The organism is Streptomyces uncialis (genome assembly GCF_001905345.1).
Taxonomy (GTDB): Bacteria; Actinomycetota; Actinomycetes; order Streptomycetales; family Streptomycetaceae; genus Streptomyces; species Streptomyces uncialis.
The window spans coordinates 97,894-122,014 of record NZ_LFBV01000003.1 but is presented as its reverse complement, the minus strand read 5'-3'; the positions used below and the strand labels follow the sequence as shown (position 1 = coordinate 122,014).

27 protein-coding genes are annotated in these 24,121 nt (G+C 71.4%); 18 read left to right on the top strand and 9 right to left on the bottom strand.

Annotated features, from left to right (window positions below):
- Positions 1-157 precede the first annotated feature (157 nt).
- The 6 genes from AB852_RS40765 to AB852_RS14665 all read left to right on the top strand — a co-directional run bounded on the left by AB852_RS40765 (position 158) and on the right by AB852_RS14665 (position 5,656).
- The gene (locus tag AB852_RS40765; RefSeq protein ID WP_245876781.1) at positions 158-943 is read left to right on the top strand and encodes a TetR/AcrR family transcriptional regulator; all 786 of its coding nucleotides are present in this window, start codon (positions 158-160) and stop codon (positions 941-943) included.
- 237 nt (positions 944-1,180) lie between these two features.
- Entirely contained in the window at positions 1,181-1,723 is a 543-nt protein-coding gene (locus AB852_RS14685) for a metal transporter (RefSeq protein WP_073788140.1), read from the top strand.
- A gap of 26 nt (positions 1,724-1,749) precedes the next feature.
- The gene (locus AB852_RS14680; RefSeq protein ID WP_245876780.1) at positions 1,750-2,955 is read left to right on the top strand and encodes a sensor histidine kinase; all 1,206 of its coding nucleotides are present in this window, start codon (positions 1,750-1,752) and stop codon (positions 2,953-2,955) included.
- Positions 2,952-3,614 (top strand): response regulator, encoded by a 663-nt coding sequence (locus tag AB852_RS14675; protein ID WP_073788139.1) that lies wholly within the window; start codon positions 2,952-2,954, stop codon positions 3,612-3,614. Before AB852_RS14680 ends, AB852_RS14675 begins: the two co-directional genes overlap by 4 nt.
- Before the next feature lie 99 nt (positions 3,615-3,713).
- Complete coding sequence (locus tag AB852_RS14670; protein ID WP_245876779.1) at positions 3,714-4,634, top strand: ABC transporter ATP-binding protein; 921 nt, start codon at positions 3,714-3,716, stop codon at positions 4,632-4,634.
- On the top strand, positions 4,631-5,656 hold the full coding sequence (locus AB852_RS14665) for an ABC transporter permease subunit (protein ID WP_073788137.1): 1,026 nt from the start codon (positions 4,631-4,633) through the stop codon (positions 5,654-5,656). The genes AB852_RS14670 and AB852_RS14665 overlap by 4 nt, the downstream gene beginning before the upstream one ends.
- A gap of 64 nt (positions 5,657-5,720) precedes the next feature.
- Here the strand turns inward: AB852_RS14665 and AB852_RS14660 are convergent, their stop codons facing one another.
- A complete protein-coding gene (locus AB852_RS14660) occupies positions 5,721-6,374 on the bottom strand; it encodes a TetR/AcrR family transcriptional regulator (protein WP_073788136.1) in 654 nt (217 codons plus the stop codon).
- A 114-nt stretch (positions 6,375-6,488) separates the two neighbouring features.
- Here AB852_RS14660 and AB852_RS14655 point away from each other — a divergent pair, with 114 nt between their 5' ends.
- Both AB852_RS14655 and AB852_RS14650 read left to right on the top strand, forming a co-directional pair.
- Complete coding sequence (locus AB852_RS14655; protein WP_245876778.1) at positions 6,489-6,923, top strand: hypothetical protein; 435 nt, start codon at positions 6,489-6,491, stop codon at positions 6,921-6,923.
- A gap of 149 nt (positions 6,924-7,072) precedes the next feature.
- Entirely contained in the window at positions 7,073-7,708 is a 636-nt protein-coding gene (locus AB852_RS14650; RefSeq protein ID WP_073788135.1) for an SRPBCC family protein, read from the top strand.
- Between the two features lie 178 nt (positions 7,709-7,886).
- On the opposite strand, the gene AB852_RS14645 is transcribed toward AB852_RS14650, so the two are convergent.
- Together AB852_RS14645 and AB852_RS14640 are read right to left on the bottom strand one after the other, a co-directional pair.
- Positions 7,887-8,693: a VOC family protein gene (locus tag AB852_RS14645; protein ID WP_073788134.1), complete on the bottom strand. Its 807-nt coding sequence runs from the start codon at positions 8,691-8,693 to the stop codon at positions 7,887-7,889.
- A gap of 93 nt (positions 8,694-8,786) precedes the next feature.
- Positions 8,787-9,197: a VOC family protein gene (locus AB852_RS14640; protein ID WP_073788133.1), complete on the bottom strand. Its 411-nt coding sequence runs from the start codon at positions 9,195-9,197 to the stop codon at positions 8,787-8,789.
- 283 nt (positions 9,198-9,480) lie between these two features.
- Between AB852_RS14640 and AB852_RS14635 the strand changes: the two genes are divergently transcribed.
- Both AB852_RS14635 and AB852_RS14630 read left to right on the top strand, forming a co-directional pair.
- Positions 9,481-9,945, top strand: a complete 465-nt coding sequence (locus tag AB852_RS14635; protein ID WP_073788132.1) for a DUF1801 domain-containing protein — start codon at positions 9,481-9,483, stop codon at positions 9,943-9,945.
- A gap of 250 nt (positions 9,946-10,195) precedes the next feature.
- Positions 10,196-10,390, top strand: a complete 195-nt coding sequence (locus AB852_RS14630; RefSeq protein WP_178391020.1) for a hypothetical protein — start codon at positions 10,196-10,198, stop codon at positions 10,388-10,390.
- Between the two features lie 127 nt (positions 10,391-10,517).
- On the opposite strand, the gene AB852_RS14625 is transcribed toward AB852_RS14630, so the two are convergent.
- A complete protein-coding gene (locus tag AB852_RS14625; RefSeq protein WP_073788131.1) occupies positions 10,518-11,738 on the bottom strand; it encodes an erythromycin esterase family protein in 1,221 nt (406 codons plus the stop codon).
- Between the two features lie 58 nt (positions 11,739-11,796).
- Between AB852_RS14625 and AB852_RS14620 the strand changes: the two genes are divergently transcribed.
- Complete coding sequence (locus tag AB852_RS14620; protein ID WP_073788130.1) at positions 11,797-12,582, top strand: TioE family transcriptional regulator; 786 nt, start codon at positions 11,797-11,799, stop codon at positions 12,580-12,582.
- A 473-nt stretch (positions 12,583-13,055) separates the two neighbouring features.
- The gene (locus AB852_RS14615) at positions 13,056-14,033 is read left to right on the top strand and encodes a hypothetical protein (protein ID WP_073788129.1); all 978 of its coding nucleotides are present in this window, start codon (positions 13,056-13,058) and stop codon (positions 14,031-14,033) included.
- A 283-nt stretch (positions 14,034-14,316) separates the two neighbouring features.
- On the opposite strand, the gene AB852_RS14610 is transcribed toward AB852_RS14615, so the two are convergent.
- Positions 14,317-14,691 carry a VOC family protein gene (locus AB852_RS14610; RefSeq protein ID WP_073788128.1) on the bottom strand — a complete coding sequence of 125 codons (375 nt, stop codon included), beginning with the start codon at positions 14,689-14,691 and terminating at the stop codon, positions 14,317-14,319.
- 272 nt (positions 14,692-14,963) lie between these two features.
- Here AB852_RS14610 and AB852_RS14605 point away from each other — a divergent pair, with 272 nt between their 5' ends.
- A complete protein-coding gene (locus AB852_RS14605; RefSeq protein ID WP_073788127.1) occupies positions 14,964-15,383 on the top strand; it encodes a nuclear transport factor 2 family protein in 420 nt (139 codons plus the stop codon).
- 172 nt (positions 15,384-15,555) lie between these two features.
- Here AB852_RS14605 and AB852_RS14600 read toward each other — a convergent pair whose 3' ends face one another.
- Both AB852_RS14600 and AB852_RS14595 read right to left on the bottom strand, forming a co-directional pair.
- Positions 15,556-16,338: a sulfite exporter TauE/SafE family protein gene (locus AB852_RS14600; protein ID WP_073788126.1), complete on the bottom strand. Its 783-nt coding sequence runs from the start codon at positions 16,336-16,338 to the stop codon at positions 15,556-15,558.
- A 240-nt stretch (positions 16,339-16,578) separates the two neighbouring features.
- On the bottom strand, positions 16,579-16,875 hold the full coding sequence (locus AB852_RS14595; protein ID WP_073788125.1) for a barstar family protein: 297 nt from the start codon (positions 16,873-16,875) through the stop codon (positions 16,579-16,581).
- A 245-nt stretch (positions 16,876-17,120) separates the two neighbouring features.
- Between AB852_RS14595 and AB852_RS14590 the strand changes: the two genes are divergently transcribed.
- From AB852_RS14590 to AB852_RS14580, 3 genes are all read left to right on the top strand, one after another.
- Complete coding sequence (locus AB852_RS14590) at positions 17,121-17,549, top strand: ribonuclease domain-containing protein (RefSeq protein ID WP_245876777.1); 429 nt, start codon at positions 17,121-17,123, stop codon at positions 17,547-17,549.
- Positions 17,550-17,951: 402 nt separating this feature from the next.
- Positions 17,952-18,320, top strand: a complete 369-nt coding sequence (locus tag AB852_RS14585; protein ID WP_073788123.1) for a hypothetical protein — start codon at positions 17,952-17,954, stop codon at positions 18,318-18,320.
- A gap of 182 nt (positions 18,321-18,502) precedes the next feature.
- Complete coding sequence (locus tag AB852_RS14580; protein ID WP_073788122.1) at positions 18,503-18,985, top strand: GNAT family N-acetyltransferase; 483 nt, start codon at positions 18,503-18,505, stop codon at positions 18,983-18,985.
- Between the two features lie 278 nt (positions 18,986-19,263).
- On the opposite strand, the gene AB852_RS14575 is transcribed toward AB852_RS14580, so the two are convergent.
- Positions 19,264-19,974, bottom strand: coding sequence for a tectonin domain-containing protein (locus tag AB852_RS14575; RefSeq protein ID WP_073788121.1), 711 nt, complete (start codon positions 19,972-19,974; stop codon positions 19,264-19,266).
- A 441-nt stretch (positions 19,975-20,415) separates the two neighbouring features.
- Entirely contained in the window at positions 20,416-21,849 is a 1,434-nt protein-coding gene (locus tag AB852_RS14570; RefSeq protein ID WP_073788119.1) for an FAD/NAD(P)-binding protein, read from the bottom strand.
- 196 nt (positions 21,850-22,045) lie between these two features.
- Between AB852_RS14570 and AB852_RS14565 the strand changes: the two genes are divergently transcribed.
- Together AB852_RS14565 and AB852_RS14560 are read left to right on the top strand one after the other, a co-directional pair.
- On the top strand, positions 22,046-23,152 hold the full coding sequence (locus AB852_RS14565; RefSeq protein WP_073788117.1) for a helix-turn-helix domain-containing protein: 1,107 nt from the start codon (positions 22,046-22,048) through the stop codon (positions 23,150-23,152).
- Positions 23,153-23,485: 333 nt separating this feature from the next.
- Positions 23,486-24,118, top strand: a complete 633-nt coding sequence (locus AB852_RS14560) for an SMI1/KNR4 family protein (protein ID WP_073788115.1) — start codon at positions 23,486-23,488, stop codon at positions 24,116-24,118.
- The last annotated feature ends 3 nt before the right edge of the window (positions 24,119-24,121 follow it).

Genomic DNA, 24,121 nt, shown 5'->3' with positions numbered 1-24,121 from the left:
CGGCACGGTGCGCTCCGGGTGCCGGTCCGACGGGGCGGTGAGGCGTTCCACCGACCCCAGGGCGGGATACCGCCCGAGCTGCGGATCTCTGCGAACCGCTCGTTATTGGTCGCTTGGCCAATTGCCGATTGGTCACTCACTCAATAACATTCGCCCCATGACGTCAAGGGATACCGGCACACGAACCCGCAAGGCGCCGGCCGAGCGCCGCCACGAGATCATCCGCGCCGCCGCGCGGGTCGGGCTCGCCGAAGGACTGGAGTGCGTCACCCTGCGGCGGATCGCCGACGAGCTCGGCGTCCAGCCCGGACTCGTCGGCCACTACTTCCCCGCCGCCGACACCCTGGTGGCCGACGCCTTCACCAGCGCCACCATGGCCGAACTCGACGGACTCCTCCCCGCGGCCCCGGCGGACCCCACCGACCTGGAGCGCCCCAAGGGCCCCGCGACCCCGGCGCCCCCCGGGCACCCGGAGAGCCCCGCGGCCCCCAAGGACCCCGCGGCCCCGGCGGACCCGGACCGTCCCGGGCACAAGGACCCCCTGAGCACCCTGCGCCGCTTCTTCACCCTCATCGCGAGCACCGAGTTCGACAACGTCAGCAAGCTCTGGCTGAACGCACGCCACCTGTCGCGCTACCGCCCCGTGCTCCGGGACCACGTCATCGACCAGGAACTGCTGTGGTGCCGCCGCATCGAGCAGTTGATCGCCACGGGCGCGAGCGCGGGCGTCTTCCGCTGCGCGAACCCCTGGGCGGCCGCCGTACGCATCCTCGTCGCGATCGACGGAAGCAGCGCCTACATCAACACCAGCGCCGACACCCGTACCGCACCCATCGCCGATCTGGCCCGCACCGTCGCGGAGACGGAACTCGCGCTGCCGCCCGGCAGCCTGGCCGCCGAAGGGACCACCATGCTCCCGGCCGCCTCAACAGGCCCCCGCTGAACGGCGCTTGAGACCCTGCGCCGCAGAGGACGACCGAATAGCACGGGGCGACCGTGGTGATGGCCACCCACCGACGCGGACGTGGTGGCCCGCGACCGGGTTGTCCGGCCGCGCGACGGCCGGGTCGTACGAGACGGCCCGGCCTGCCGCAACCCTCCCCGAGCACGGTTCCGTCCACGCCCGTCCCGTACTTTCGGCCGGTACGCGAGGCGCCGGAGGTTTTCTAGCCTGAGCGGTATGGATACAGGGGAGCGGCGGACGCGACCGGCCGGCAGGACGTTCGACACGGGGCTCGGTGCCGTGTTCGTCCTGGGGATCGTCTTCACGGCATACATGTTCACCACCAGCTGGGGCGGTGTCTCCTGGATGTTCGGCTCGGCCGTCTCGGTCGCCGTGAGCGGACTCGCGCTGCTGCGCGCACGGTGGAAGCCGCTGCCCGTGTGCGCGGGCCTCGTCGTGACGTCCACCGCCGTCGTGGTGTCGATGACCGCCGGGGACGACCTCCCGCAGGAGCCCGCGCCCGTCACGGCGCTGGCCCTGGCGGTACTCGTCGGCTCCGCGCTCAGGACCCTGCCGAGGGGACCGGCCGCCGGGATCGCCGTCGCTGGCGCTGTGCTGACCGGGATCATCTGGTCCGAAGGCCTGAGCGGCGTGCCGGTCCTCGCGACGACCGGGATGGCCGCCGCCCTCGTGACGGGGCCGGTGCTGCGCGGCCTCGACCGCGACCGGCGCACCGATCGTGCGCCGCGGGGCGCCCGTGCCGACGAATCGCGGCCGTAGTGCGACCGGAGCACCAGGAGGAACCGGTGAACACCGCCCGTACCCCGCCACCGCCGAACGGGTCGGCTCCCGGGCGGGGAGCGTCCGCCCTGACCGAGGTGATCGTCCCGGCCCGATGGGCCAGGGCCGTCCCCGCCCTGGGGCTCGGTGTCACGTTCCTCGCGGCGATCGCCGTCCAGGCCCTCGCCGTCGCACAGACCTGGGGAGTCGCGCCGTCGATACCCGGAGCCCTCGCCGCCACGCTGGTGTCCGCGCTCGCTCTGAACCGCCGTCGGAACCGGACCTGGACCGCGGTCGCGGGCCTCGCCGTCACCGCGTCGGCGGTCCTCGTCCCGCTGCTGCCCGGCACCCGGCTGCCCGCCGGACTCGGCCCCTCCCTGGCGCCGGCCCTGGCCGTGCTCACCGCCTCCGCGGTCAGAACGCTGCCGGTGGCGCGGGCCGGGGCCGTCGCGGGCGGCGGTTTGGTACTGATCGCCGCCCAGTCGGCCGCCCGACCCGCGTCGGCGGTGGTGGCCATCGCCGCGGCGGCCTGGCTGGCCGCCCTCGGGGCCGGGCTGTCGCTGCGTATGCTCGACGACCGGGCCAGGGCCACCGCCGAACAGGTCCGCAGGGCCGAACGGCTTGAGCTGGCACGCGAGTTGCACGACATCGTGGCCCACCACATCACCGGGATGCTGATCCAGTCCCAGGCCGCCCGGATCGTCGCGCGACGCGACCCGGAGAACGTGTCGCGGTCGCTGGCCGGGATCGAGGCGGCCGGCTCCGAGGCCATGGCCGCGATGCGACGCGTGGTCGGACTGCTGCGCGACACCGACGACGCGGCGCCCGCCTCACCCGGACCCGAGGAACTGAGCGCGCTCGTCGAGCGCTTCAGCCGCCAGGGCCCGGACGTACGCCTGAACATGCCCGACCACGACACGGGCTGGCCGCCGGAGGTGACCAGCACCGTGCACCGCGTCGTCCAGGAGTCCCTGACGAACATCCTGCGGCACGCGCGGCACGCCCGCTCCGTCGAGGTCACCGTCGGCCGCGCCCCGGACCGCGTCACCGTCGAGGTCACGGACGACGCCCCGCCGAACCCCGCCCGGCCCCAGCACCGCGGCGGGTACGGTCTGATCGGTATGCGCGAACGCGTCGAGACGCTCGGCGGCTCGCTGTCCGCCGGCCCCCGGCCCGGCGCCGGCTGGTCCGTACGGGCAGCCCTGCCCGTCCCCATCAGGGAGCCCGGATGACCATCACGGTCCTGCTCGCCGACGACCAGGCGATGATCCGCCACGGCCTGCGGCTGATCCTGGAGGACCAGCCCGACATCACCGTCATCGGGGAAGCCGCGGACGGCGTCGAGGCGATCGCGACGGCCCGGCGGCTGCGGCCCGACGTATGCCTGGTGGACATCAGGATGCCCGGACTCGACGGCATCGCGGTCACCCGCGCACTGGCCGGCCCTTCCGTGACCGACCCGATGCGGGTCGTCGTCGTCACCACGTTCGACCTCGACGAGTACGTGTACGGGGCGCTGCGCGGCGGCGCGGCGGGATTCGTCCTCAAGGACGCGGGTCCGGCCCTGCTCATCGAGGCCGTCCGCGCCGCCCACAACGGTGAGGCGCTCGTCTCCCCGTCGGTCACCCTCCGGCTGCTGAACCACCTGAACGCGACCGGGGCCGCGCCCCGCGGGCGCGCCGCGCAGACACCGCAGCTGTCCGGACGCGCGCTCGAAGTCGTACGGGCCATCGCGCGCGGCCGCACCAACCAGGAGATCGCCGCCGAGCTGTTCATCACCCTCAGCACGGTCAAGAGCCATCTGTCGGGCATCCAGACCAAGCTCGGGGTCCGCAACCGCACCGAGATCGCCGTCTGGGCCTGGGAGAACCGCGTCGTCGACCGGACCTGAAGGCCGCCCCCGCGCACCGGCCGGAAGTACGGCCGCCGGTAACGGGAACCGTGCTTTCGACCGATGCCGGGAAAGACCCGGGAATTCCAGGATATGGGCATGCCATACATGGAATCCCCGCCGGCGTTCCACGCCGAGGGCTTGACGAAGAAGTACGGCCGCCGCCGCGGGCCGGCCCTGCGCGATGTGGACCTCACCATCCCCTCCGGCCGGGTCATCGGGCTCGTCGGCCCCAACGGAGCGGGCAAGTCGACCCTGTTGCACCTGGCCTGCGGGCTGATCGAGCCGACATCCGGCTCGCTGACGGTACTGGGATCACGCCCCGCGGCGAACGCCTCGCATCTGGCCCGGGTGGGATTCGTCGCGCAGAACACCCCGGTGTACGGCTCGTTCACCGTCGCCGAACACCTCAGATTCGGCGCCAGGATGAACCCGGCGTGGGACCAGGCCCTGGCCGAGCGGCGCATCGGCCAAGTGGGGCTGAACCCCGCACAGAAGGCGGGACAGCTCTCCGGCGGCCAGCGGGCACAACTGGCGCTGACCATCGCCGCCGCCAAACGCCCCGAACTGCTGATCCTCGACGAACCGGCCGCGGCACTCGACCCCTTGGCCCGCCGGGGGTTCCTGGAGAACCTGATGGAATTCGTACGCGAGCTCGGCGCCAGCGCCGTGCTCTCCTCGCATCTGCTCGGTGACATCGAGCAGGTCTGCGACCACCTCGTCGTCCTGTGCGACTCGCGGGTGCAGCTCGCAGGCGACACCCGGGACCTGCTGGCCACGCACGCCCGGCTCGTCGCACCACGCGGCGAGCTCGACCCGCTGCCCACCTGGGTCGACGTCATCTCGACGGACCACCACGGCGAGCACAGCAGCGCCGTCGTCCACATCGGCGACACCTCCCGGGCCCTGCCCCATCAGGTCCGGCCCGTCACCCTTGAGGAACTCGTCCTCGCCCATATGACCCGGGCCGCCGCCCGACCCGCCCCGACCGGGGCCGAAACCTGGGGGACACCGCGATGATGTGGCTGACCTGGCGACAGTTCCGCGGCCAGGCGCTGGCCGCCGCCTGCGCGATGGTGGTCGTCGCCGCGTACCTGGCGTACCTCGGCGGGGACATCCGCGACGCCCACGACGCCCACCAGGCCATCTGCCGCGACCGGGCCGACTGCGCCCGGGCGACGAGCCAGTTCCGCGGCGCCTACCAGAACACCCTCCTGTTCCTGGCCGCCGGACTCGCCCTGATCCCCGCCGTCATCGGCACCTTCTGGGGAGCTCCCCTGCTGGCCCGGGAGCTGGAGAACGGCACCCACCGACTGGCGTGGAACCAGAGCGTCACCCGCCCGCGCTGGCTCATCGGCAAGGTCCTGTTCGTCGGCTCGGCCGCAGTGCTCGTCACCGGCACGGCCTCGGCCCTGCTCACCTGGGCGGCCCGCCCCTTCGACGAAGTGGTCAAGGAGGAGTTCAGCACCTTCGTGTTCGGCGCCCGGGGCATCGTCCCGATCGGCTACGCCGCGCTGGCCCTCGCCCTCGGCACCGTCGCCGGACTCCTGCTGCGCCGGACCCTGCCCGCGATGGCCGTGACGCTCGTCGTCTTCCTCGCCTTCCAGTTCTTCTTCCCCAACGTGGTGCGGCCCGCCCTGATACCGCCGGAGAGGGCCACGCTGGCGATGACGGCCACGGCCATCAACGGCGCGCGGAACCTGGGCGGCATCGGCGGCGGCTCCGTCATCGGCGGGGTCAGGATCCCGGACGCGCCCGACGCGTGGATCGCAGGGACGAGTCCGCTGCGCACCCCGGACGGCCGGACCCTCGGCGGGCCCGAGTTCAACGCCTGCCTCGACAGCCCGCCCAGGACCGGCGCGGGCGGCACGTTCGGCGACACCGCGGTGTGCCTCGCCGGGCACGACCTCCATATCGACGTCCGCTACCACCCCAGCAGCCGCTACTGGGCGTTCCAATGGCTGGAGACCGCGATCTACCTGGCACTCAGCGGTGTCCTCACCGCGTTCGCCGTTCGGCGGATCCGGCGCCGGGTGAGCTGACGCCCGTCGACGCGCGGGAACCGGGTCCCCGTCAGGCGGCGGGCGGAGGTGGGGTGCTCGCGCGTCAGGCCGGGGGAGTCAGCAGGCCCTCCAGCTCGGCTTCGAAGAGCAGGGAGGGGTCGAAGTCCATCCCGCCGAAGTGACCCGCCAGCTCCAGTGACAGCAGGCCGTGCAGCCGGGTCCAGACGACCAGGGCCCGGTGAAGGGCGGCAGACGGGGCGGGATGGTCGCCTGCCCAGCCCCGGTGCCCCGCCAGATGGGTGCTGAACGGCGTCGCGGGGCTGTCCGGGACGAGCTCCGCGCACGCGTCGAGCAGCGCGGTCATGATCTCGGCGGAGATCGCGGTGATGTCCTCGGGCGCGTGGTAACCGGGGACAGGCGTTCCGTAGATCAGCAAGTACCGCTGGGGGTCCTCCAGCGCCCAGCCGCGCAGGGCGTGCGCCAGCGGGGCCGGCCCGGTGCCGGTGGACGACGCCGAACGCAGCGTCCCGGCGAGACTTCGGTACGCCTCGCGGATGAGTTCGGTGATCAGGTCGTCGCGGCTGGCGAAGTAGCGGTAGAGCGCGGGCCCGCTCATCCCCATCCGCTTGGCGATCGCGTTGAGGGAGAGCGCGGACGCTCCCGCCGTGGCGATCTGCTCCCACGCGTGTTCCTTGATCTCCGCCCGCACCTGGGCGCGATAGCGCTCCCGCGGTGTCGTGGCGTCGGTCTTCGGCATGGCCCGCCCTCTTCCTCACCCATAACGCTACAGCTCCATAAGTTAGTTAGAAGCTATCACGAAAGCTGTTGACCTCTCACGGTGCGGGGCGTTATAACTTCTCACCAAGGCGAGATGCTCTATCTCGCCGCGGTGCGCGGTACGGCCACGCCACCGACCGCTTCACCGGACGAGAGGAACTCCGTGGCCACCACGGTCGAGTCACCCCACCCCCGTACGGGCCGCAGCGTCCCGCTGCCGGTGACCGTCGCCTCCTGGGCCGTCCTCGTCATGATCGTCGGCCAGTTCTCCCTGGTCGCGGCCGTCCCGGTCGTGATCACGGTGTTCGGCGCGCTCCGGCACGTCCCCGACCTGGCGGTGCGCTGGACGGCCACCCTGCTCGCCGGTACCTACGCCGTCCCGCTCGTCGTATGGCTGACCCGGCCCGACGGGGCGCGGAGCCTCTCCCAGGACATGCACCCGCTGTCCTTCGGGCTGATCGTCGCCGCGTCCGCCGCAGTGATCGTCGCGCTCCACCGGACCCGGCGCCGCCACCCTTCCGCACGGTGACGAGCGCCCCGCGCAGCCGCCCGACCCCCGCCCATCGGCCCCGCGTCCACCGCCCGGCGCATCCGCGCACCCGACGGCGCCCACGCACCCGACACATGACCCGGGCTCAACAAACCACGCACCGCACACCGACCGACAAGGGAAACACCATGCCCGTCATCCGCAGCACCAGCACCCGCGCCGCCCTGCTCGCCGCCCCGCTCGTCGCCGCTCTCCTCGGCACCGCCGCCGCACCGGCCGCGGCCACCCCCTCCCCGCCCGGCGAGTCGCTCACCTGCCGCGGGGAAGGTGTCGACCCCGACGCACTCGTCCGCCACCGGACCGAGACCGTGATCCAGGCGCCGCTGCGCACCATCTGGAAGCTCCAGACCGATGTGGAGCGCTGGCCGTCCTGGAAGGCCGCCGTCACCACCGCGGACCGCCTCGACCACGGCCCCTTCCGGCCGGGTTCCGCGTTCCGCTGGACGATGCCGGTGCCGCCCAACCCCGTGACGTCCGCCCCCAGCCTGGACATCACCTCGACCGTGGAGCAGCTGAAGCGGAACTCCTGCATCCGCTGGACCGGCCCCGCGACCGGTGAGGGACTGCGCATCGACGGCGTCCATGTGTGGACCTTCACCAAGGTCAAGGGCGGTGTCCGGGTGAGCACCGAGGAGACCCACACCGGCCCCCAGGTCGAGGCGAACGTCGGAATCGCGACCGAGATCCTTCGCCAGGGCCTCGAAGCATGGCTGCGCGACCTGAAGACCGCCGCCGAGGCCCGCGCCCACGACCGGCCGTGCTGAACCGCACCCCGGACCCACCCCCGCACGGCGTCCCCTTCGGCCCGCTTCCCCGGCGACCGACGGGCCTCGCCTGACAACGGCGCAACGCCCCGTCACCCACACAAAGGGCGACGGGGCGTTGCCGTGTCCGCTCAGGGTCCATCCGGTCCCGGCCCGCGAGCGGCCGCTCGCGTCGCGGTCACGCGCGTGCGGTGACCCTCCAGTGGTAGCCGTCCAGGTCGGTGAAGTGCCCGGCGTAGTCGCCCTGTCCGGTCTCGGCGGCAGCGCCGGTGACCCGGCCGCCGGCCGGGCCCACGGCCGCGAGAAGGGTGTCCACGTCGTCACGGGAAGCGGCGGTGTGCGTGAGGACGAGCGCGGAGAAGCCGTCGCCGTTCTCGTCGACGCCCGCGTCCTTGGCGAGGGCCTTGCGCGGCAGCAGACCCAGCCGGCACACCCCGTCGGCGATGGTGAAGTCGATGAACTTGTCGCCGTAGTCGCGGTCCACGCTCATGCCCAGCGCCTCGTAGAACACCTTGGACGTCTTCGGCTTGGCGACGCCGAGATAGACGGCGGTCTCGGTCGGCCTCGGCGGGTCGGGGACGGTGTCCGTGTCCTTCTTGGACGCGGCGGCCAGCTTCCAGACGGCCCCGTCCGGCGACCGGTAGACGGCGGCGAACTCGCCGAACATCTCCTTCTTGGCAGGCTTGACGACCGTCGCACCCTGGGCGGCGGCGGTGTCGAGGAGGGCCCTGACCTCGGCAGGCTGACTCACGATGGAGGACAGCACATAGCCGCGGAAGCCCGAGGTCGCCGGATTCGCACCGGACTCGGCGGCGAGTGCCTCGATCTGCTGGAGGCCGAGCCGTCCGGTGCCGTTGAGGTCGAGACCGGCCGTGCGGCCGTCGTCAGCGGCCGTGGCCGTGGACGAGAACGCGGACGAGTAGAAGGCGCTCGCGCCTTCCACCTGCGGTACGCCGATAGTGATGAGGTCGACGGAGAGCGCCATCGGATGGCTCCTTCATACGGTGCGGGGTGGGTCGGGCCGGTGGCCGGAGTGCTGCGGCCGTGCTCACTCGGGTGAGCTGATCGGTACGGGCACTCAGCTGAGCTGGTTGATACGGACGAGGTTGCCGGCGGGGTCACGGAAAGCGCAGTCACGCACCCCGTAGTCCTGGTCGATGGGCTCCTGGACGACATCCGCGCCCGCCGCCTGGAGACGGTCGAAGAGGCCGTCGAGGTCGTCGGTGGCCAGCGTGACGGCGGTGTACACGCCCTTGGTGATGAGTTCCAGGACGGTGCGGCGCTCCTCGTCGGTGACACCCGGGTCGGTGGCGGGCGGGTGCAGCACGAGGGAGGTGCCGGGTTGGCCCACCGGCCCGACGGTGATCCAGCGCAGCTCCTCGTAGCCGACATCGTTGCGGACCTCGAAGCCCAGGATGTCGCGGTAGAAACCCAGAGCGGCCTCGGGATCGGTGTGCGGCAGGAAGGCATGGTGAATGGTGATGCTCATATCCCTCACGCTAGGCAGAGCCACCGGGCGCGGGCTTCTTGATTCCTGACCGGTCTGCTCACCGGCTCGCCCTGACAGGGCGGCATCCCGCCCCGGCCCGCCCACGGGGCCGAGGTGTGCCCAGATCAGACGTACGCCCAGGAGCACAGGTGTACCCGGGAGCATGAAGCGGGCATCGATCAGGAATCGAGAAGCGCCAGGTCTCCCGGCCCGACTAGCGTCAGGAACACTTCAGACCGATCACTACCGATTCACACCGATCACGACCAGGAGAGTGACAGCGATGAGCGAGAGCACCGGCACCGACGGCAAGAAGAGCACGAACGGCTTCTCCGAGCAAGAGCGTGCCGCCATGAAGGAGCGTGCCGCCGAGCTGAAGAAGGAGGCGAGCCGTGGCCGTGGCAACAAGGCCGCCGCCGAGGAGCTCGACGTGCTGGCGAAGATCGCGGAGATGGAGGCATCGGACCGCGCGGTGGCCGAGCGCATCCACGCCATCGTCACCGCCAACGCCCCCGACCTGTCGCCGAAGCTCTGGTACGGACAGCCCGCCTACGCCCGCAAGGGCAAGGTCGTCTGCTTCTTCCGAAGCGGGCAGGTCGACAAGGAGCGCTACTCGACCTTCGGTTTCACCACGGCGGGCAACCTCGACGACGAGAGCGGCCTGTGGCCCACGTCCTACGCCGTGACCGAGCTGAGCGACAAGGCCGAGAAGGCGCTCGTCGCCCTCGTCAAGAAGGCCGTCGGCTGACACCACGCCGAGGCGCGGCCCGGCCCGGCCCGACTCCCCGAGCACGGGCCGGGACACATCGGGGTCATCGAGGTGCGCCGCCATCAGGCACACCCCACCGTGAGGCACACCCACGGCGACGCACACCTGCCGTGACGCGTCTCCAAGGTCCCGTGGAAACTCCAACCACGATCCGACAGCGCTCCGATGACCGGCCAGCAGGTCTGGGAGGATCAGCGGGACCGAACGGATGAACGCGGGAAGTGGGGACATGATCGCTCTGGTGTTGCTCGTCGTACTGGCGCTCGTTGTCGGCGGGTGCGTATGCGTGGTCTGGGCGGAACGTGGTGGACCCCGTTGGGTCCGTGCCGTCGCGACCATGACCCGCACCGCGAGCGGGATGGCGCGGCGCGCGGAGCGGAACCGACGCCGCGGTCTGACCGGGGGCAGCGGCGACGGCGGCTAGGGATGTGACCGGAAAGGGTTCACCGGCCCGCGACGCCCGGCACCGTGCCTCGATCGACGCCCGGCACCGCGTCTCGACGCACGTCCCACGAGCGCACCGGTGCCGAGTAGGCCTTGGGAGGAGCGGCCTATGAGCGCCCCGCGGCCGGGCTCGGCGGGACATCCTTGACGAACACGATGCCGTCAGGGTCCGCCAGATGGGCCGGGTCCAAGGGGGAGTACCCGAACCAGGGGGACACACGGGGCGCGGGCAGCGCGCCGCCGAGGGCGGCGGCCAGTCGCGGCGCGTCGATGACGCAGCGGTCCTCCGAAAGCGCGTACAGAAGTCCTTCGACGGTGTTCGGCGGCGGTGTGTCCACTCCCTGGTGCCGGATCGTGCCGAGGGCCGTGGCGACGAAGGCGTATTCGTCGCCGAGCTGGGCGCTCACCAGCGCACCCGCGCTCCACCACTCCACCGGCCTCCCGCCCATTCGCATCGTGCTCTTCTCCCGCTGGAGATGGGAGTTGTGGGCGTGGACGAGTGCCGGGCCCCGAGCGGCGAGAGCGAGGAGATTGTGGGCCATCATCTGGTCCCGCACGCTCACGAGCCAGGTCATCCGGGCCGGTGAGGTGTCGGCCATCCAGTGGTGGTAGCGAAGCAGTCCGGTCGCGGTGCGTCCGTGCAGCCGCGCCCGGTCCCAGTCGTCCCGCGAGGCTGTCGCGAGCAGGTGTGGCGTCTGCGCGTCGAGCAGCGCCACCAGATCGTCGGCGAGCAGCCGTAGCCGGCCGGCCTCGGCCGACTGCCCGACGGACCGGGCCGGGTCCCTCATCGCGGCGGGATCGGTCCACCGGCCGTCGGCGCCGAGCAGCCGGTCGAGCGTTTCCCCGGTGCAGGGGAGCAGGCTCGCGTCGATCCGGGTCGAGAGATAGTCGTGGAGTGCGGTGAGTGCGTGCCGGGGGCTCGCGGCGCCGGTGATCTCCAGCGGGCCGTCGAAACCGGCGAAGCGGACCCGCTCGGACGCGGGCCGACCGTCGTTGTGGGCGCGCATCCAGCGGACGAGCTCCCGGTTGGCCGCGAAGGCGCCCCAGCCATGGCTGAATCCGCGCTCCATCACCTCGTCCAGGGTGCCCGTGCCTGAGGTGACGTAGTCGTCCACGACCAGGCCCGTCACGCAGTCGCTCTCGATCGCGACCGTCCGGTAGCCCTCCTGCTCGACGAGCTCCCGGAAAAGTTCGTTGCGCAGTTCGAGCAGGGTGTCCTCGCCGTGGGTCGGTTCGCCCAGCGCGAGCAGCCGAGGCCGGGCCGGGAGCAGCCGCATGACGGCGGCAGCGTCGACGGCACAGGCGGTGTCCTTGATGTCGGTAGCCATACCTTGAACGGTATCGTTGAACTTTCGATTGAAACTTTTCCGCGATAACCTCCGCCCGATGGAGCGGAACCTTCAAAGTGCCAAGCGGCTCAGGCCCGTTGACCTGGCGCGCGGACACGGTCTGTCCACGCAGGCGATCAGGAACTACGAGGCGGCCGGCATCCTTCCGCCCGCCGGTCGCACACCCCACGGCTACCGCACCTACACCCCGTTGCACGTGGCGGCCCTGCGCGCGTTTCTCGCCTTGCTGCCCGGCCACGGCCACCCGACGGCGACATCGATCATGCGGGCCGTGAACCAGGGCATGACCGATCAGGCGTTCCACCTCATCGACGGGAGCCACGCCCAACTCCTCGACGACCGGCGGACCCTCCAGGCCGTGGAAAACGCCCTCCATGACCTTGGCGTCACCGTGACGCCCGCGCTGTCCCCAGGGCCCGTCGCCACCCCGGCGGCCCACCCCACGCCGACGCCCCGATCCGCCGTCGTGTCCGGGCCGGGCGCTACGTTCATCGGGCCGCTGGCGGGAAAGCTCGGTATCCGGCCCGCGACACTGCGCAAATGGGAGCGCGCCGGCCTGGTGCGCCCGCGCCGCGACCCGCGGACCGGGTACCGCGTCTACGACGAGACCGATGTACGCGACGCCCGGCTGACCCACCAGCTCAGAAGGGGCGGCTACCTGCTGGAGCAGATCGCCCCGCTGATCGCCCAAGTACGGGCGGCCGGTGGGGTGGAGCTGCTGGAGGCCGCACTGTGCGACTGGCGCGACCGGCTGGCGGCCCGTGGGCGCGCGATGCTGACCGGGGCCGCGGAGCTGGAGGCGTACCTGCGTGAGCGCGGGTGAGACTTCGGTGGTCGCGCCGGGCCCGTACCACCACGCAGGGTCCCTGCCGACCGGGGGACAGGGCAGGAACCTCGGACGACGGGTCCGGAACCGCGGCACACGGCACTCCGGAACGGTTCGCGCAGCCAACAGGTGGTCGGAGCATCGCGCGCCTCCTCACGGAAATCGTCGTTGACGAAGGCCGCGACCTGGCGAGCGTATCGAGCGGGCCGGGAAGGCCGGCGGAAGGCCGTACCCGGCAGCCGGATCGGCCTCGGCGGCGGACGCGCGCAGGAGAGCGCGCCCGGGAGCCGGATCGCGCTGCCGCACCCCTTCGCCATGGCGTTTGTCCGCCGTGCCACAAGTGGGACCGATCGGGCACCAGTTGGGGTGTTCGGCGCTTTGGTGAACCTCAACCACCCTTCTGAGCTGGGCTGTTGAGAGAGATGACGGCTGGTGTCGAAGCGCATTGGATCTTGCGTTAGCGTCCCCCCATGATGAGTCGAAACTGGGCCGCCGCGGCTGTCGCCCTCTCCTGTCTCGCCGTCTCCGCCGCCCCTGTCGCGCACGCTGCCGACCCCTCCGCCGCCGGGGAATGGCAGCCGGTCGGCACCGGGATCACCGGTGGCGCCAGCGGACTCGCGGTGATCGAGAACGGCGCGAACGAGGGCGAGCCGATCGACCTCGTGATGGTGCGGGACAACAAGAAGCCCGGTGAGAACCGGATCGCCACCGTGCAGTACCGGCATTCGAGCCCTCCCCTGGTGAGGGAGCTCCCCTGGCGGGGCATGGAGGAACCGAAGGACCTGGAGGCCGTCGACGCGGTACCCGGCCAGCCAGGGGACTTCGTCGCCCTGTCCAGCGACGGCACGGCCTACCACTTCACCCTCGACCCGGACGCGGCCATGGTGTGGGGAAGCTCCCCGGTCCCCGGCCGCGCCTCCGGGGACAACTACGAGAGCTTCGCACTCACCCGTCAGCACGGCCGGACCATCGCCGTCTGGGCGACCCGAGGATCGAGCGACGCGCAGCCCGCGCAGGTGCGCGCCGCCGAGTACGACCCGAACAGCGGGGCGTTCGGCCCCGCGTCGGGCCCGGCCCGGTTCAGCGTGCCCGACCCGCTGCCCGTGGACGGACAGGAAGTACGGCACGCCAGCGACATCAAGATCCACGCGGACGGCACACTGCTCCTCACCGCGGCATCCGACCCGAACATCAACTCCGGCCCGTTCGCCTCGGCCGTCTACCGCGCCGGAAAGGTGACGTCCGACACCGCGGGGCGGATCGCACTGGAGCTGCGTCCCAAGAACCGGCTCACCCCGCTCGCGTCCTTCAACAAGGAAGTGGACAACCGCAAGATCGAGGCGGTCGCCTGCCCCGCCAACAGCGGCTCCGGGATCGTGGGCACGGACGACGAGGACCAGGGCGGCTCGCTGCTGCTCCTCGACATCTGCCCGAAGCCGCGGAACTGACCGTAAGGATTTCAGGCGCTCCTCCCGCCAACCCGCGGCCGACCCTTCCCCCTCGGCGCCGAAGCAGCGGGCAGAGCGAATCTTGGCCCGGCCCCGCGCGCACGCGGAGGGGCCGGGCCGACGTACTCGCAGCGGCAGCTGACGGCCCGCAGGCCACCAGCTTCCGACGAAAACTCGTCGATGAACCAGGCCCGAATCATGCGCGAGTCAAGGCACTGTCCCGACAGATGTGTCTCCGGACCCGCTCGAACGGCCGAGCGCTTCGGCATCAGGACAGGCGTGGTCAGACAGGCCGGAGGCGGGTGCGCAGAAGACAGAACTCGTTGCCTTCAGGGTCGGCCAGGACGTGCCAGCTCTCGTTGCCGGTCTGGCCGACATCGGCGGGCACGGCGCCGAGAGCGAGCAGCCGCTCCAGCTCGGCTTCCTGGTCGCGGTCGGTGGCGCTGACGTCGATGTGCAGGGGGAGCTGCCCGGTCCGCGGGGCGCTGCTGGGACTGAGGACGAGAGTGGGCTGCGGGCCGCCGCCGGGCGGCCCGATCTCGATGCTTCCGTCGTCCTCCCGGCCGACTTCGACGTAGCCGAGGACCTCGCTCCAGAATGCGGCGAGCCGGTCGGGGTCGGCAGCGTCGAGGACCAGTTCACTGATGCGGCATGCCATGCCCGGAGTCTACGTGGACGTACAGAGGAGGACGGGCCCGGCTGGGCCGCAGGCGCCGCGAGGGGGAGGGCGGTGGGGACCGGCGGCGGCGCCGCTGTTCGTCAGGGAGGCCGGCACCCGCGCGTCGATCGTCCCGCCTTCGAGGCGCCGGCCTCCGGTGCTGCTCCGAGGACGCGCGGAGCGTGGGGTACTCCTGAGCAGCACCGGAGGGCCGTCGAACGGGAAGTCGTCGGAGGGGAATTATCCGGCCGGCCAACGGACTTGTACCGACCATGACGACGACCGTGACCGCCCGTGAGGCGGCAACCGCCCTGTTCGATCAGCTGTTCTCCGGTGCCGCGCCCAACGAGCTGGCAGAACGCTTCGACGAGAGCGTGGACTGGTTCATCCCTGGTCATACCGCTGTTGTGCCGTGGATCGGCCGCAAGGTCGGCCGTGCCGGCGTCGCCGAGTTCTACGCCCAGCTCGGGCAGGGGGCCAAGGTCGAAGAATTCAAGGTCGACACCGTCATCGGGGACGGTGACCGCTGCGTCGTCCTCGGCAGCCTGCGGACCACGATCCTCGCGACGGGCCGCGACATCGAGACCGACTTCGCGTTCGACATCGAGGTCCGTGACGGGCTCATCACGCGCTACCGCATGTTCGAAGACAGCTGGGCGGTCGCCGCGGCGTTCGAACCGAAGGCAAGCTGACCCGGGCGCCGCCCGGAGACCGGGCGCTGACCTGGGCGCCGCCCGGACACCGGGGACCGTGGCGGCGGCTTGAGCATCAGGCCGCCGCCGCCCGGCCCCAGGGACATCCGACGCCCACCCGTCGATCCCTGGGGCGTCCGACCCGCGAGGCGTCCGGTGCTACGGGGTCCGCTCACGCCCACTGGTCGAACGCCAGCTTCGCGACCAGCGAGAAGACCACCACCAGCAGCACTCCCCGGACGAACCCGCTGCCCTTGCGCAGCGCCATCCGCGCCCCGGCCATCGCCCCGGCCAGATTGAACACCGCCAGTATCGCCGCGAGTTGCCAGAACACCGTGCCCTGGAACGCGAAGACGGCGAGCGCGCCCGCGTTGGTGCAGACATTGACGATCTTCGCGGTCGCCGAGGCGGTCACCAGACCCAGCTGGAGTACGGCGGTCAGCCCCAGCACCAGGAACGTGCCGGTGCCGGGGCCGAACAAACCGTCGTAGAAGCCGATGCCGCCGCCGACCAGGACGATCGCCGTGACCGTACGGGCCCGGGTGACCGGCTTCGAGCCGCCCCCGGTGGCCGTGCCGAAGCCGGGACGCAGAAGGACGAAGGCGGCCACCCCCAGCAGCGCCAGCATGATGACCGGCCGCAGCACCTCACTGCTGATCCCTGCCGCGAGGGACGCACCGCCCATCGATCCCGCGAGCGCGGCGAGCCCGATCCGCACCGCCGTCCGCACGTTCACCGGTGTGTTGCGTACATAGGTGACGGCCGCCCCGGTGGTTCCGACGATGGCGACCGCCTTGTTGGTGCCGAGGATATGTGCGGCCGGCGCCTGCGGCAGTCCGAGCAGCAGGGCGGGGAGCAGCAGCAGTCCGCCGCCTCCCACCACCGCGTCGATCCAGCCGGCCGCCGCGGCGGCCAGAGCGAGGAGAACGAGCGTGGTCAGCGATATGTCAGGCATGATCGACGACCCTAGTACCACCGTCGCGGCTGGGGCCGACCGCGTAGTACGGCCGGATGCTCGATGCCCTGCTCCGGGATCGGTACGGCGGCGCCGAGGGCGGACGCTCGGGTGTCCGGCGCCGGCGCCGCCGGCCGGCCGGGCCGGTGTCGCCGACCGGCTCACTCGTGCGGTCGGGTCCGAGGACCACGAATTTGCCTGTGACCGGTGGTGAACCGGGCGCGTCTCCCGTGGCGGGGCTCAGGCCGGCGGGTGGACGACGAGGCGGTTGCGCTGTCCGTCGAAGACATCGGCCAGAGAGAGGGCGTCGGGGTGCTGCCCGGTGAAGAAGCCCCGCTGCTCGACGTGGACGGTCAGTAGGTCGTGACGGTCGATGACATCCGAGATGCCCCGGGTGTCGATGGTGTCGGCCCACGCATCGAGGTTCCGGCCGAACCAGACGGGCAGGCCGCACGGCCCGGCGACCGCGTCCCAGAAATCCTCAAGCGTCTCGATCGGCTGTCCGCGGAGGTCGATCACCAGCTCGCTGTCCGTCACCGCAGCAGACTAGCCAACCCGACGCCCGGGCCGTTCGGGGGGAGACGGCGTAGATGCGCCGGGGGCTGCCGCCCGGAGCAGACCCGGTCACGGGCGCCTCACCGAAGCCGGCCCGGTCTGCCCGGTCCCGGAGGTCCCGGGGCTTTGAATCCGGTGAAGATCCACCCGGTGCCTGCCGTGTCGCCGGTGTCCGGAGTGCAGTTGGACAGGACATGATTTCTTTCCGGGCGTTTCGCCATACCGTCGTGGCCGCACTGCTCGTGGCCGCCCTCGATGTTCCCGCTGCCTCGTCGGCCGCACCCGTACAAGCCGCTGCTCACTCGTCGGTGCGCCCGGCCGACATCCTCGATCCCCCGCTGCCGGTCGAAGCCTTCCCCCGACAGGTCAAGGAGGCGTGCGGGATCTGGAAGGAATTGGAGTGGCCGCAGGCGGCCCGGGGCACCGACTACCCGGTCGTGAACACCCGCCTCGTCATCCGCGGCAGTAACGTCTACCGCAACCGCTCCGGCGACCTGCCTCTCAGCGGGAGCTACCGCGAGTACGACGTCAACCCCCGCCCCCCGGGCCAGCGCCGCGACGCCGAACGCGTCGTCCGCGACCCCGGCACCCGCACCGTCTGGTACACGGCCGACCACTACACCAACTTCCGGGAGATCAGCTCCGGTTGCGGGTGAGACCCGGACCACCGGAGTCCGGCGAGCCGTACGGCGCGCCGGACTCCACGGTACGTGGGCGCCGGGGCCCGCCCTCCTGGCGGTCGACCGATCGCCGCCCACGAGAGGACGTGCGGTACGAGTGCACGTCCGAGGCCGGTGACCGGAACCGCATCGCCCGTCCCGTGTCCGCCCGTGTGTCCCGCGCCGAACGAGTGCGTCGTTTCTGGCCGTTCCGGCGATACCGAACAGGACGATCTGACTGGACGCCACGATCCGCCCGGTGGGTTCCGCAGGCACACTGGGCGAGACGTTTCCGTACGGCGTGACGTGCACCGTGCCCACGCGGGAGCCGGGCCTGCCGATCACGGTCTGATCGGCGGTGTCCTCCAAGGTCTCCCAAGAGCTTCCAGGACGGACGGTATGAGGAACTTCGTCGAGGGCGTCCCCTGGGGCGTGGTCCGTATCGAGCCCGTCGGCTCCAGCGGGAACATCCCGCAGATCGACCCACTGCGGTCACCGGTGGTCGCGGACGACCAATGTGTGGTCGCAGCGGTCGTCCACCCCGACATCTCACCGGTGACGATCTCGGTGCTCGGAGAAGGCGACGCGAACCGGGGAATCCCCGTCTTCGACGGACACATGGACACACCGCACCATGCAGTGGTGATCGCCGACCTCGTGGGCGACGACTTCATCCACACAATCCCCGTGCCAGGGGGACGCACCCGCGTCCGGATCTTCATGGACGATCCCCGCGAGGCCCAGCACATCGAGATCCGCTTCGCCTGAGAGCTCCACCGGCCAGAAGCACACCGCGCTCAAGGGGACACGCCCACCTCCTGACCACAGGCGGCGAAGGGTTCATCGTCCCTCCTCCTGGCGAGCCCTCTCCTCGCAGTGGCACGGCAGGGCCCGGGGAAGCGGTGACGCGGACTTGGACTGCTGAGCGGCCTTCCGGGACACTGCTCGGCATGGTGCGGTTGAGGGTTCTCACGGAGGATGACTGGCCGCTGTGGCGGGATGCCCGGCTGGCAGCTCTGACGGAGGCGCCGCACGCGTTCAAGTCCCGGCTTTCGGACTGGCGCAACGGCGGCGAAGAGTTGTGGCGGGCGCGCTTCGCGTTGCGCGCATCCTGCAACATCGTTGCGTTGCTGGACGGCCGACCCGTAGGGATGGCTACCGGTCTACCGGAGGACGGCGGTGGCTGCGAGCTGAGGTCCGTTTGGGTCAGCCCCGGAGCGCGGGGCCGTGGTGTCGGAGACGGCCTGATCGAGGCGGTCGAGACGTGGGCCCGGCGGTCGGGCGCCGTGATGCTGAAGCTCGCGGTGCTCCCCGGCAACGAGGCCGCGCTCGCCCTGTATAAACGCAACGGCTTCGCCGTCACGACAGAGTCCGGTGAGGTGCTACCCGACGGGGTGACCAGGGAACGCGTGATGCGGAAGGAGCTCCGCTGAAGGAATGGCACACGGTGCCACCCAGGTCATGACGCCACACGGCCAGCGTGTCCGGCCGACGACCCACTGCCGATCGGGGCTGCGGGAAATGTCCGCACCCCGGTGAACGCGCAGTCCGGCTCGCCACGGAGCAGATCGGGCGGGCGGCTGATATGAAGTCTCGCGGGCCATCCGCGCGGAGCGCTGAAACGCCTCCCCGTGGTTGCGGCTTGCACGACTACGTGCCGAGCGGGCCCTGGCCTGACCGGCCACGGCCCGCTCGGACAGCGGGCCGGGGGTCAGCTGGGCTGGTCGCCGGTGTAGCGGTAGATGTCGCCGCCGGTGTTGATGTGCCACGCGGTGCCGTCGGCGCCGGCGGCGATGTCGATGGCGGTGCCGGGGATCTTGACCCACGGGTTGCCGCCGCTGGCGTCGTTGTTGGTGTACCGGTAGATGCTGCCGCCGGGGTCGACGCCCCACACGTTGGTCCGGGAACCCACCGCGATCCGCTTGAGACTGCCGTTGACGTTCTTCCACGGATTCGCGCTGTCCTGGTCCCCGGTGTACCGGAAGACCTGGTTCCCGCCGTTCACGCCCCACACCGTGCCGTCGGCGCCCGCGCCGATGTCACTCAGTGCTCCCGGGATCTTGATCCACGGGTTGGCGTCGTTGTTGGTGTACCGGTAGATGCTGCCGGCGGAGTCCACGCCCCACACGTTCGTCCGGGAGCCCGCGTCGATGCGGACCAGACTCCCGCTGATGCCCACCCAGTTCGTCGTGGACTGGTCTCCGGTGTACCGGTAGATCTGGTTGCCCGCGTTGACACCCCACGTGGTGCCGTCCGACGCGGCACCGATATCGCTCAACGCCCCGGGGACGTTGATCCAGGGGCTGCCGTCGTAGTTGGTGTACCGGTAGATCGCGCTCGCCGCGTTCACACCCCACACCGTCGTCCTGGATCCCGCCGAGATGGCCGTGAGACTGCCCGCGACCTTCACCCAATCCGCCATGCCGAGAACTCCCCTTCCTCGCACCGGTAGTGGAAGCCATCCAACGCGACGAGACGAGCCCATAGGCGGGTGAATTCCTCTCCCGCTGACAAACAAGCCAGTGAAGTCAGTGTTTGAATCCCTGCGGACTGCCAGGGTGAGGGCAACAGCGGCCCGGCGAGGAGCACTTCGGCTCAAAGAGCTGTCCCACCCGCGGGGGATCGACACGGACATCAGCCCATGCGTCCACGCCTGGCCGGCCCGCCCGCCGCCCGGCCGGAGGGCCAGGGTGCTCGCGGTGGTCGGCGCGGCACGGCTCGCCGCCGACCTCCACGGATACGGCGGCTACACCGCCAAGTCCGCCCGTGCTGACCGCCGTGCTCGACCACGCGGTGACGGCCGCGGGCGGCTGACGACCGGCGCCGGGCCTCCTCCGGCCGGGCCTCCCCGCCCCGGCCCCGGTCAGGGAGGTCCATCGCCGGCCGCGACGATGGTCTGCGCGGCGCGTGCCGCTCGGGCCGCTGTGCCCGCAATGCTTGACGTGATGAACGGACCGCCCCCGGCGAGGTCTCCCACCACGTGCAGGCGCGGGTCACCCGGAACCAGCCCACCGGCCGGATCCAGTTCGGCGGAACCGTCGGCCAACAGGGCCGTGACCAAATGCCCGGCCCCCCGAGGTATCGCCCGCGGTGGCGGGTTCACGGCGTTGATGACGGCGTCGAAGGTGCGTGCGCCGTCGTCGCTGTGCACCCGGAACGCCCCGTCCGACACCTCGATCTTGCGGACGCCCGCGACGACGGCGAGTTGCCCGGAGTCCAACAGCCGCATCATGGTGACGGCGTTCACCGGGACCATCGGTGAGGCCACGCTCGTCGCCGTGCGGAAGTGGCGCCGCAGCCGGTCACGGTCGGGCTCGGGCAGCAGCCGCCACACGTACGGGCCAACGCTGTGCGCGGTCTCCTGAAGGACCCGGCGGCCGATCCTGGAGTCGTCGACAGCGTCCAGTTGCGCCCGCAGGCGCTGGACCGGATCCTCGGTTGTGGTCGCCAGCAGTTCGGCCACGAACGCTTCGAAGTCCTCTCCCGTCTCGGCCAGTTCGGCTCGCAGGAGCCCGATGAGGTCGTCAAGGGTCACGGCACCGTGCTGCCGGTGCAGCACCCCCACCCGCTCGGCGGTCATATGCTGCGGCCGGTGCTCGACCGGGCGCTGCCAGACGTGGGGCAGTACACCGCTGCGGGACAGCAGCGTGATCGGCCCGGTGTGCCCGTACGCGGCGAGCGACACGACGACGTCGACCGCGGTCAGACCGCTCCCGATGACCGCGATGTCGCTGCCGGCCGCGATCCGGTCGAGTGTGCGTGCCAGCGGGTACGGATCGTGCACGAAACCGGAGGCGCCGCCGAGACCGTAGTGGTCCTGCGGCGTCCCCCCGCCCACGCACAAGGCCACATGGTCGGCCTCGTGCCCATGTCCGTCATCGGTGCGGAGCGACCAGCCGGCCCCGGACCGGGCCGCCTCGATGACGCGGGCGGTGACGACCCGCACCCGCCAGCCGAGTTCGCGCAGGGTGGCCAGCGACGTCTCCGCGGTGTGTGCCAGGTACTCGCCGTAGAGCGCGCGCGGAACCAGCGGCCGGTCCATCCGTTCGTCGAGGTGAGCCCGGCCGCGCGTGCCCAGCCAGGCCGCGTAGTGCCCGAAGTCCAGGTGGCGGATCGACATGATGGCCGGTGGTGCGTTGACCAGCACCGTGTCCAGGTCAGGGCCGTACGGGCGGCCTCGCCACAGATGCGGGGACGGCTCGAACACCGTGATGGCCCCAGGGCTGTCGGCGGTGGCCGCCAGGCTGTCCAGCAGACCGACCGCGGCGGCACCCGCTCCGACGATTGCGATGTCCATGCTCATCGTTCGTCCCTTCACGTTCCGTGCCGCCGCCGGAATGAGCCGCGGCCTGATCGAGACTCGCCGCCCCCAGGGCGGAGCCCCATCCCCCGCGAGGGGTGACCAGCCGGGAACAACCCCCTCGAACAGGGGGTTGGCGCGGGACAGGAAGGCGGGCAGGCTGGCCCGCATCCACACCACGGGAGGGATCTCCATGTCCGACGCGCGCCGCCACATCGACGCGCTGTCAGGTCACGCCAAGGTGCTGTCGAGTGCCGATCGGGTCACTGACACACGTGAACTCTTCAGCCGGACGTCCGCCAAGCTGCGACGGCTTATTCCGTTCGACTCAGCCGTATGGGCGGCCACCGACCCGGAGACAGGTCTCATCACCGCGCCGATGCTGGTGGAGAACCTCGGCTCCGGCGAGGGCTGCGCCCAGTACTGGGAAAGCGAACTCCTGGAGGAGAACGTCCTCCCGTTCCGGGACCTCGCCCGCGCCGCCGTCCCGGCGGCCGGTCTGCGCGCGGCCACCGGCGACCTGCCCGCGCGCAGCGCGCGCTTCCGCCGGTTGCTCGGAAGCCAGGGCGTGGACGACGAGCTACGGGCCGTGCTGCGGGTCGGCGACCGGCCATGGGGCGTGGTGAGCCTGTTCCGTATGCGCGGTGGCGCCCCGTTCGGCCCGGCCGAGATCACGCTGCTGGCCGGTCTGTCCGGTCCGCTGGCGTCGCGGGTGCGCCGGTTCGCCCGCCCGTCCGCGTCCGGCCACGGAACCGACGCACCAGCGCCCGGACTGGTGCTCCTCGACCCTTCCGGCGAGCCGACGTCGATCAACGACGAGGCGCGGCAGCACCTCGCTCAACTCCCTGAAGGTCCTTCCATCCCCTCGCGGTTGGGCCTGATGCTGCCGATCTGGGTGGTCGCCACGGCGTTGCAGGCCCGGGCGATCGCCCTGGGCCGCGACCGGGCAGGCGGCGCGAGGACACGCATCCGAACCGTTGACGGCCGTTGGTTGACCTGCCACGCCTCCTGTCTCAGCGGTCCCGCTGGGCAACCCGGTCCCGTGGCACTCGTCATCGAGCCGGCGGCCGCCACCGACCATGCGGTCCTCATCGCCGAGGCGTACGGCCTGACGCCGCGGGAGCTGGAGATCACCCAGCTCATCACGCGCGGGCTGCCCACCACCGAGATCGCCGCCACACTGTTCATCTCCCCGCACACCGTGCGCGACCATCTCAAGGCCGTCTTCGTCAAGGCAGATGTCTCCAGCCGAGGTGGACTCGTCGCACGACTCTTCGGCGAGCACTACCGGCCCGTGTGAGCACCCCCCCCCGCACAGGCGTCGAAGCGGCGGCGGCCGGTCTCGATGTGACCGAGGTACTGAGTGACACATCTGCGCGGCCGTCGTCGGCCGCCTCACCTCCGGCGGCAACATCATCGCCACCGGCCACCGGCCACCGGCCACCGGCCACCGGCCACCGGCCACCGGCATCGGCATCGGCATCGGCACCGACGCCGACGCCTACCGCCTGGCCACCACTCGACCACGCGACCACTCGCGTCCGAGCCGGAGGGCGGGCCGCCGACCGGCCTCGCTTCACCGGTCGGCAGGGCCTCGATCCGCCGTGTCGGACGGGTGGGGCAGGATGTCTCCATGGCACAGCAGACCTTGCCCCCGTCGGAGTCCTGGCGCCTGATCGACGCCTGGCTGGCCACGCACGCGGCCGCCGATTCCGCACTCCTCAATGCGGCGGCGACACCGGACGAGATCCGACACGCGGAACAGATCCTCGGCGCCCGGCTGCCCGATGACCTCGCCGCATCCCTGCGATGCCACAACGGCGTGAGCGCCTGGACGACCTTCCTGCCGGAGCAGTCCCCGCTCACGGTGAGCGGCATCGTGGACCGCTGGCAGACCTGCGTGGACATCGCGGCGGACAACGAGGGCCTGACTCCCCGCCCCTGGGAAGAGGAGCCTTGGTGGCACCGCCTCTGGGTCCCCTGGGCCGAGAGCGCCGACGGCGTGGCGCAGGTCATCGACCGGCGTCCTGGCCCTGACACGGGGCGTCTCGGCTGGGCGGGCCACGGCGGTGGCGGTGACTTCACCGATTCCTGGCCCGATCTGGCGAGCCTTCTCCACGCGGTCGCGCAAGCACTCCATGAAGGCGGGGGCGTCCGCGGACTGCACCCCTACCTCACCACGCAAGGTGGGGTGTGGTGGGACGAAGAGGGCTGCGGCGAGGTGAACGGTCGCCCGCTGAAGTCCGCACCGATCGGGCTGCCCTGACCA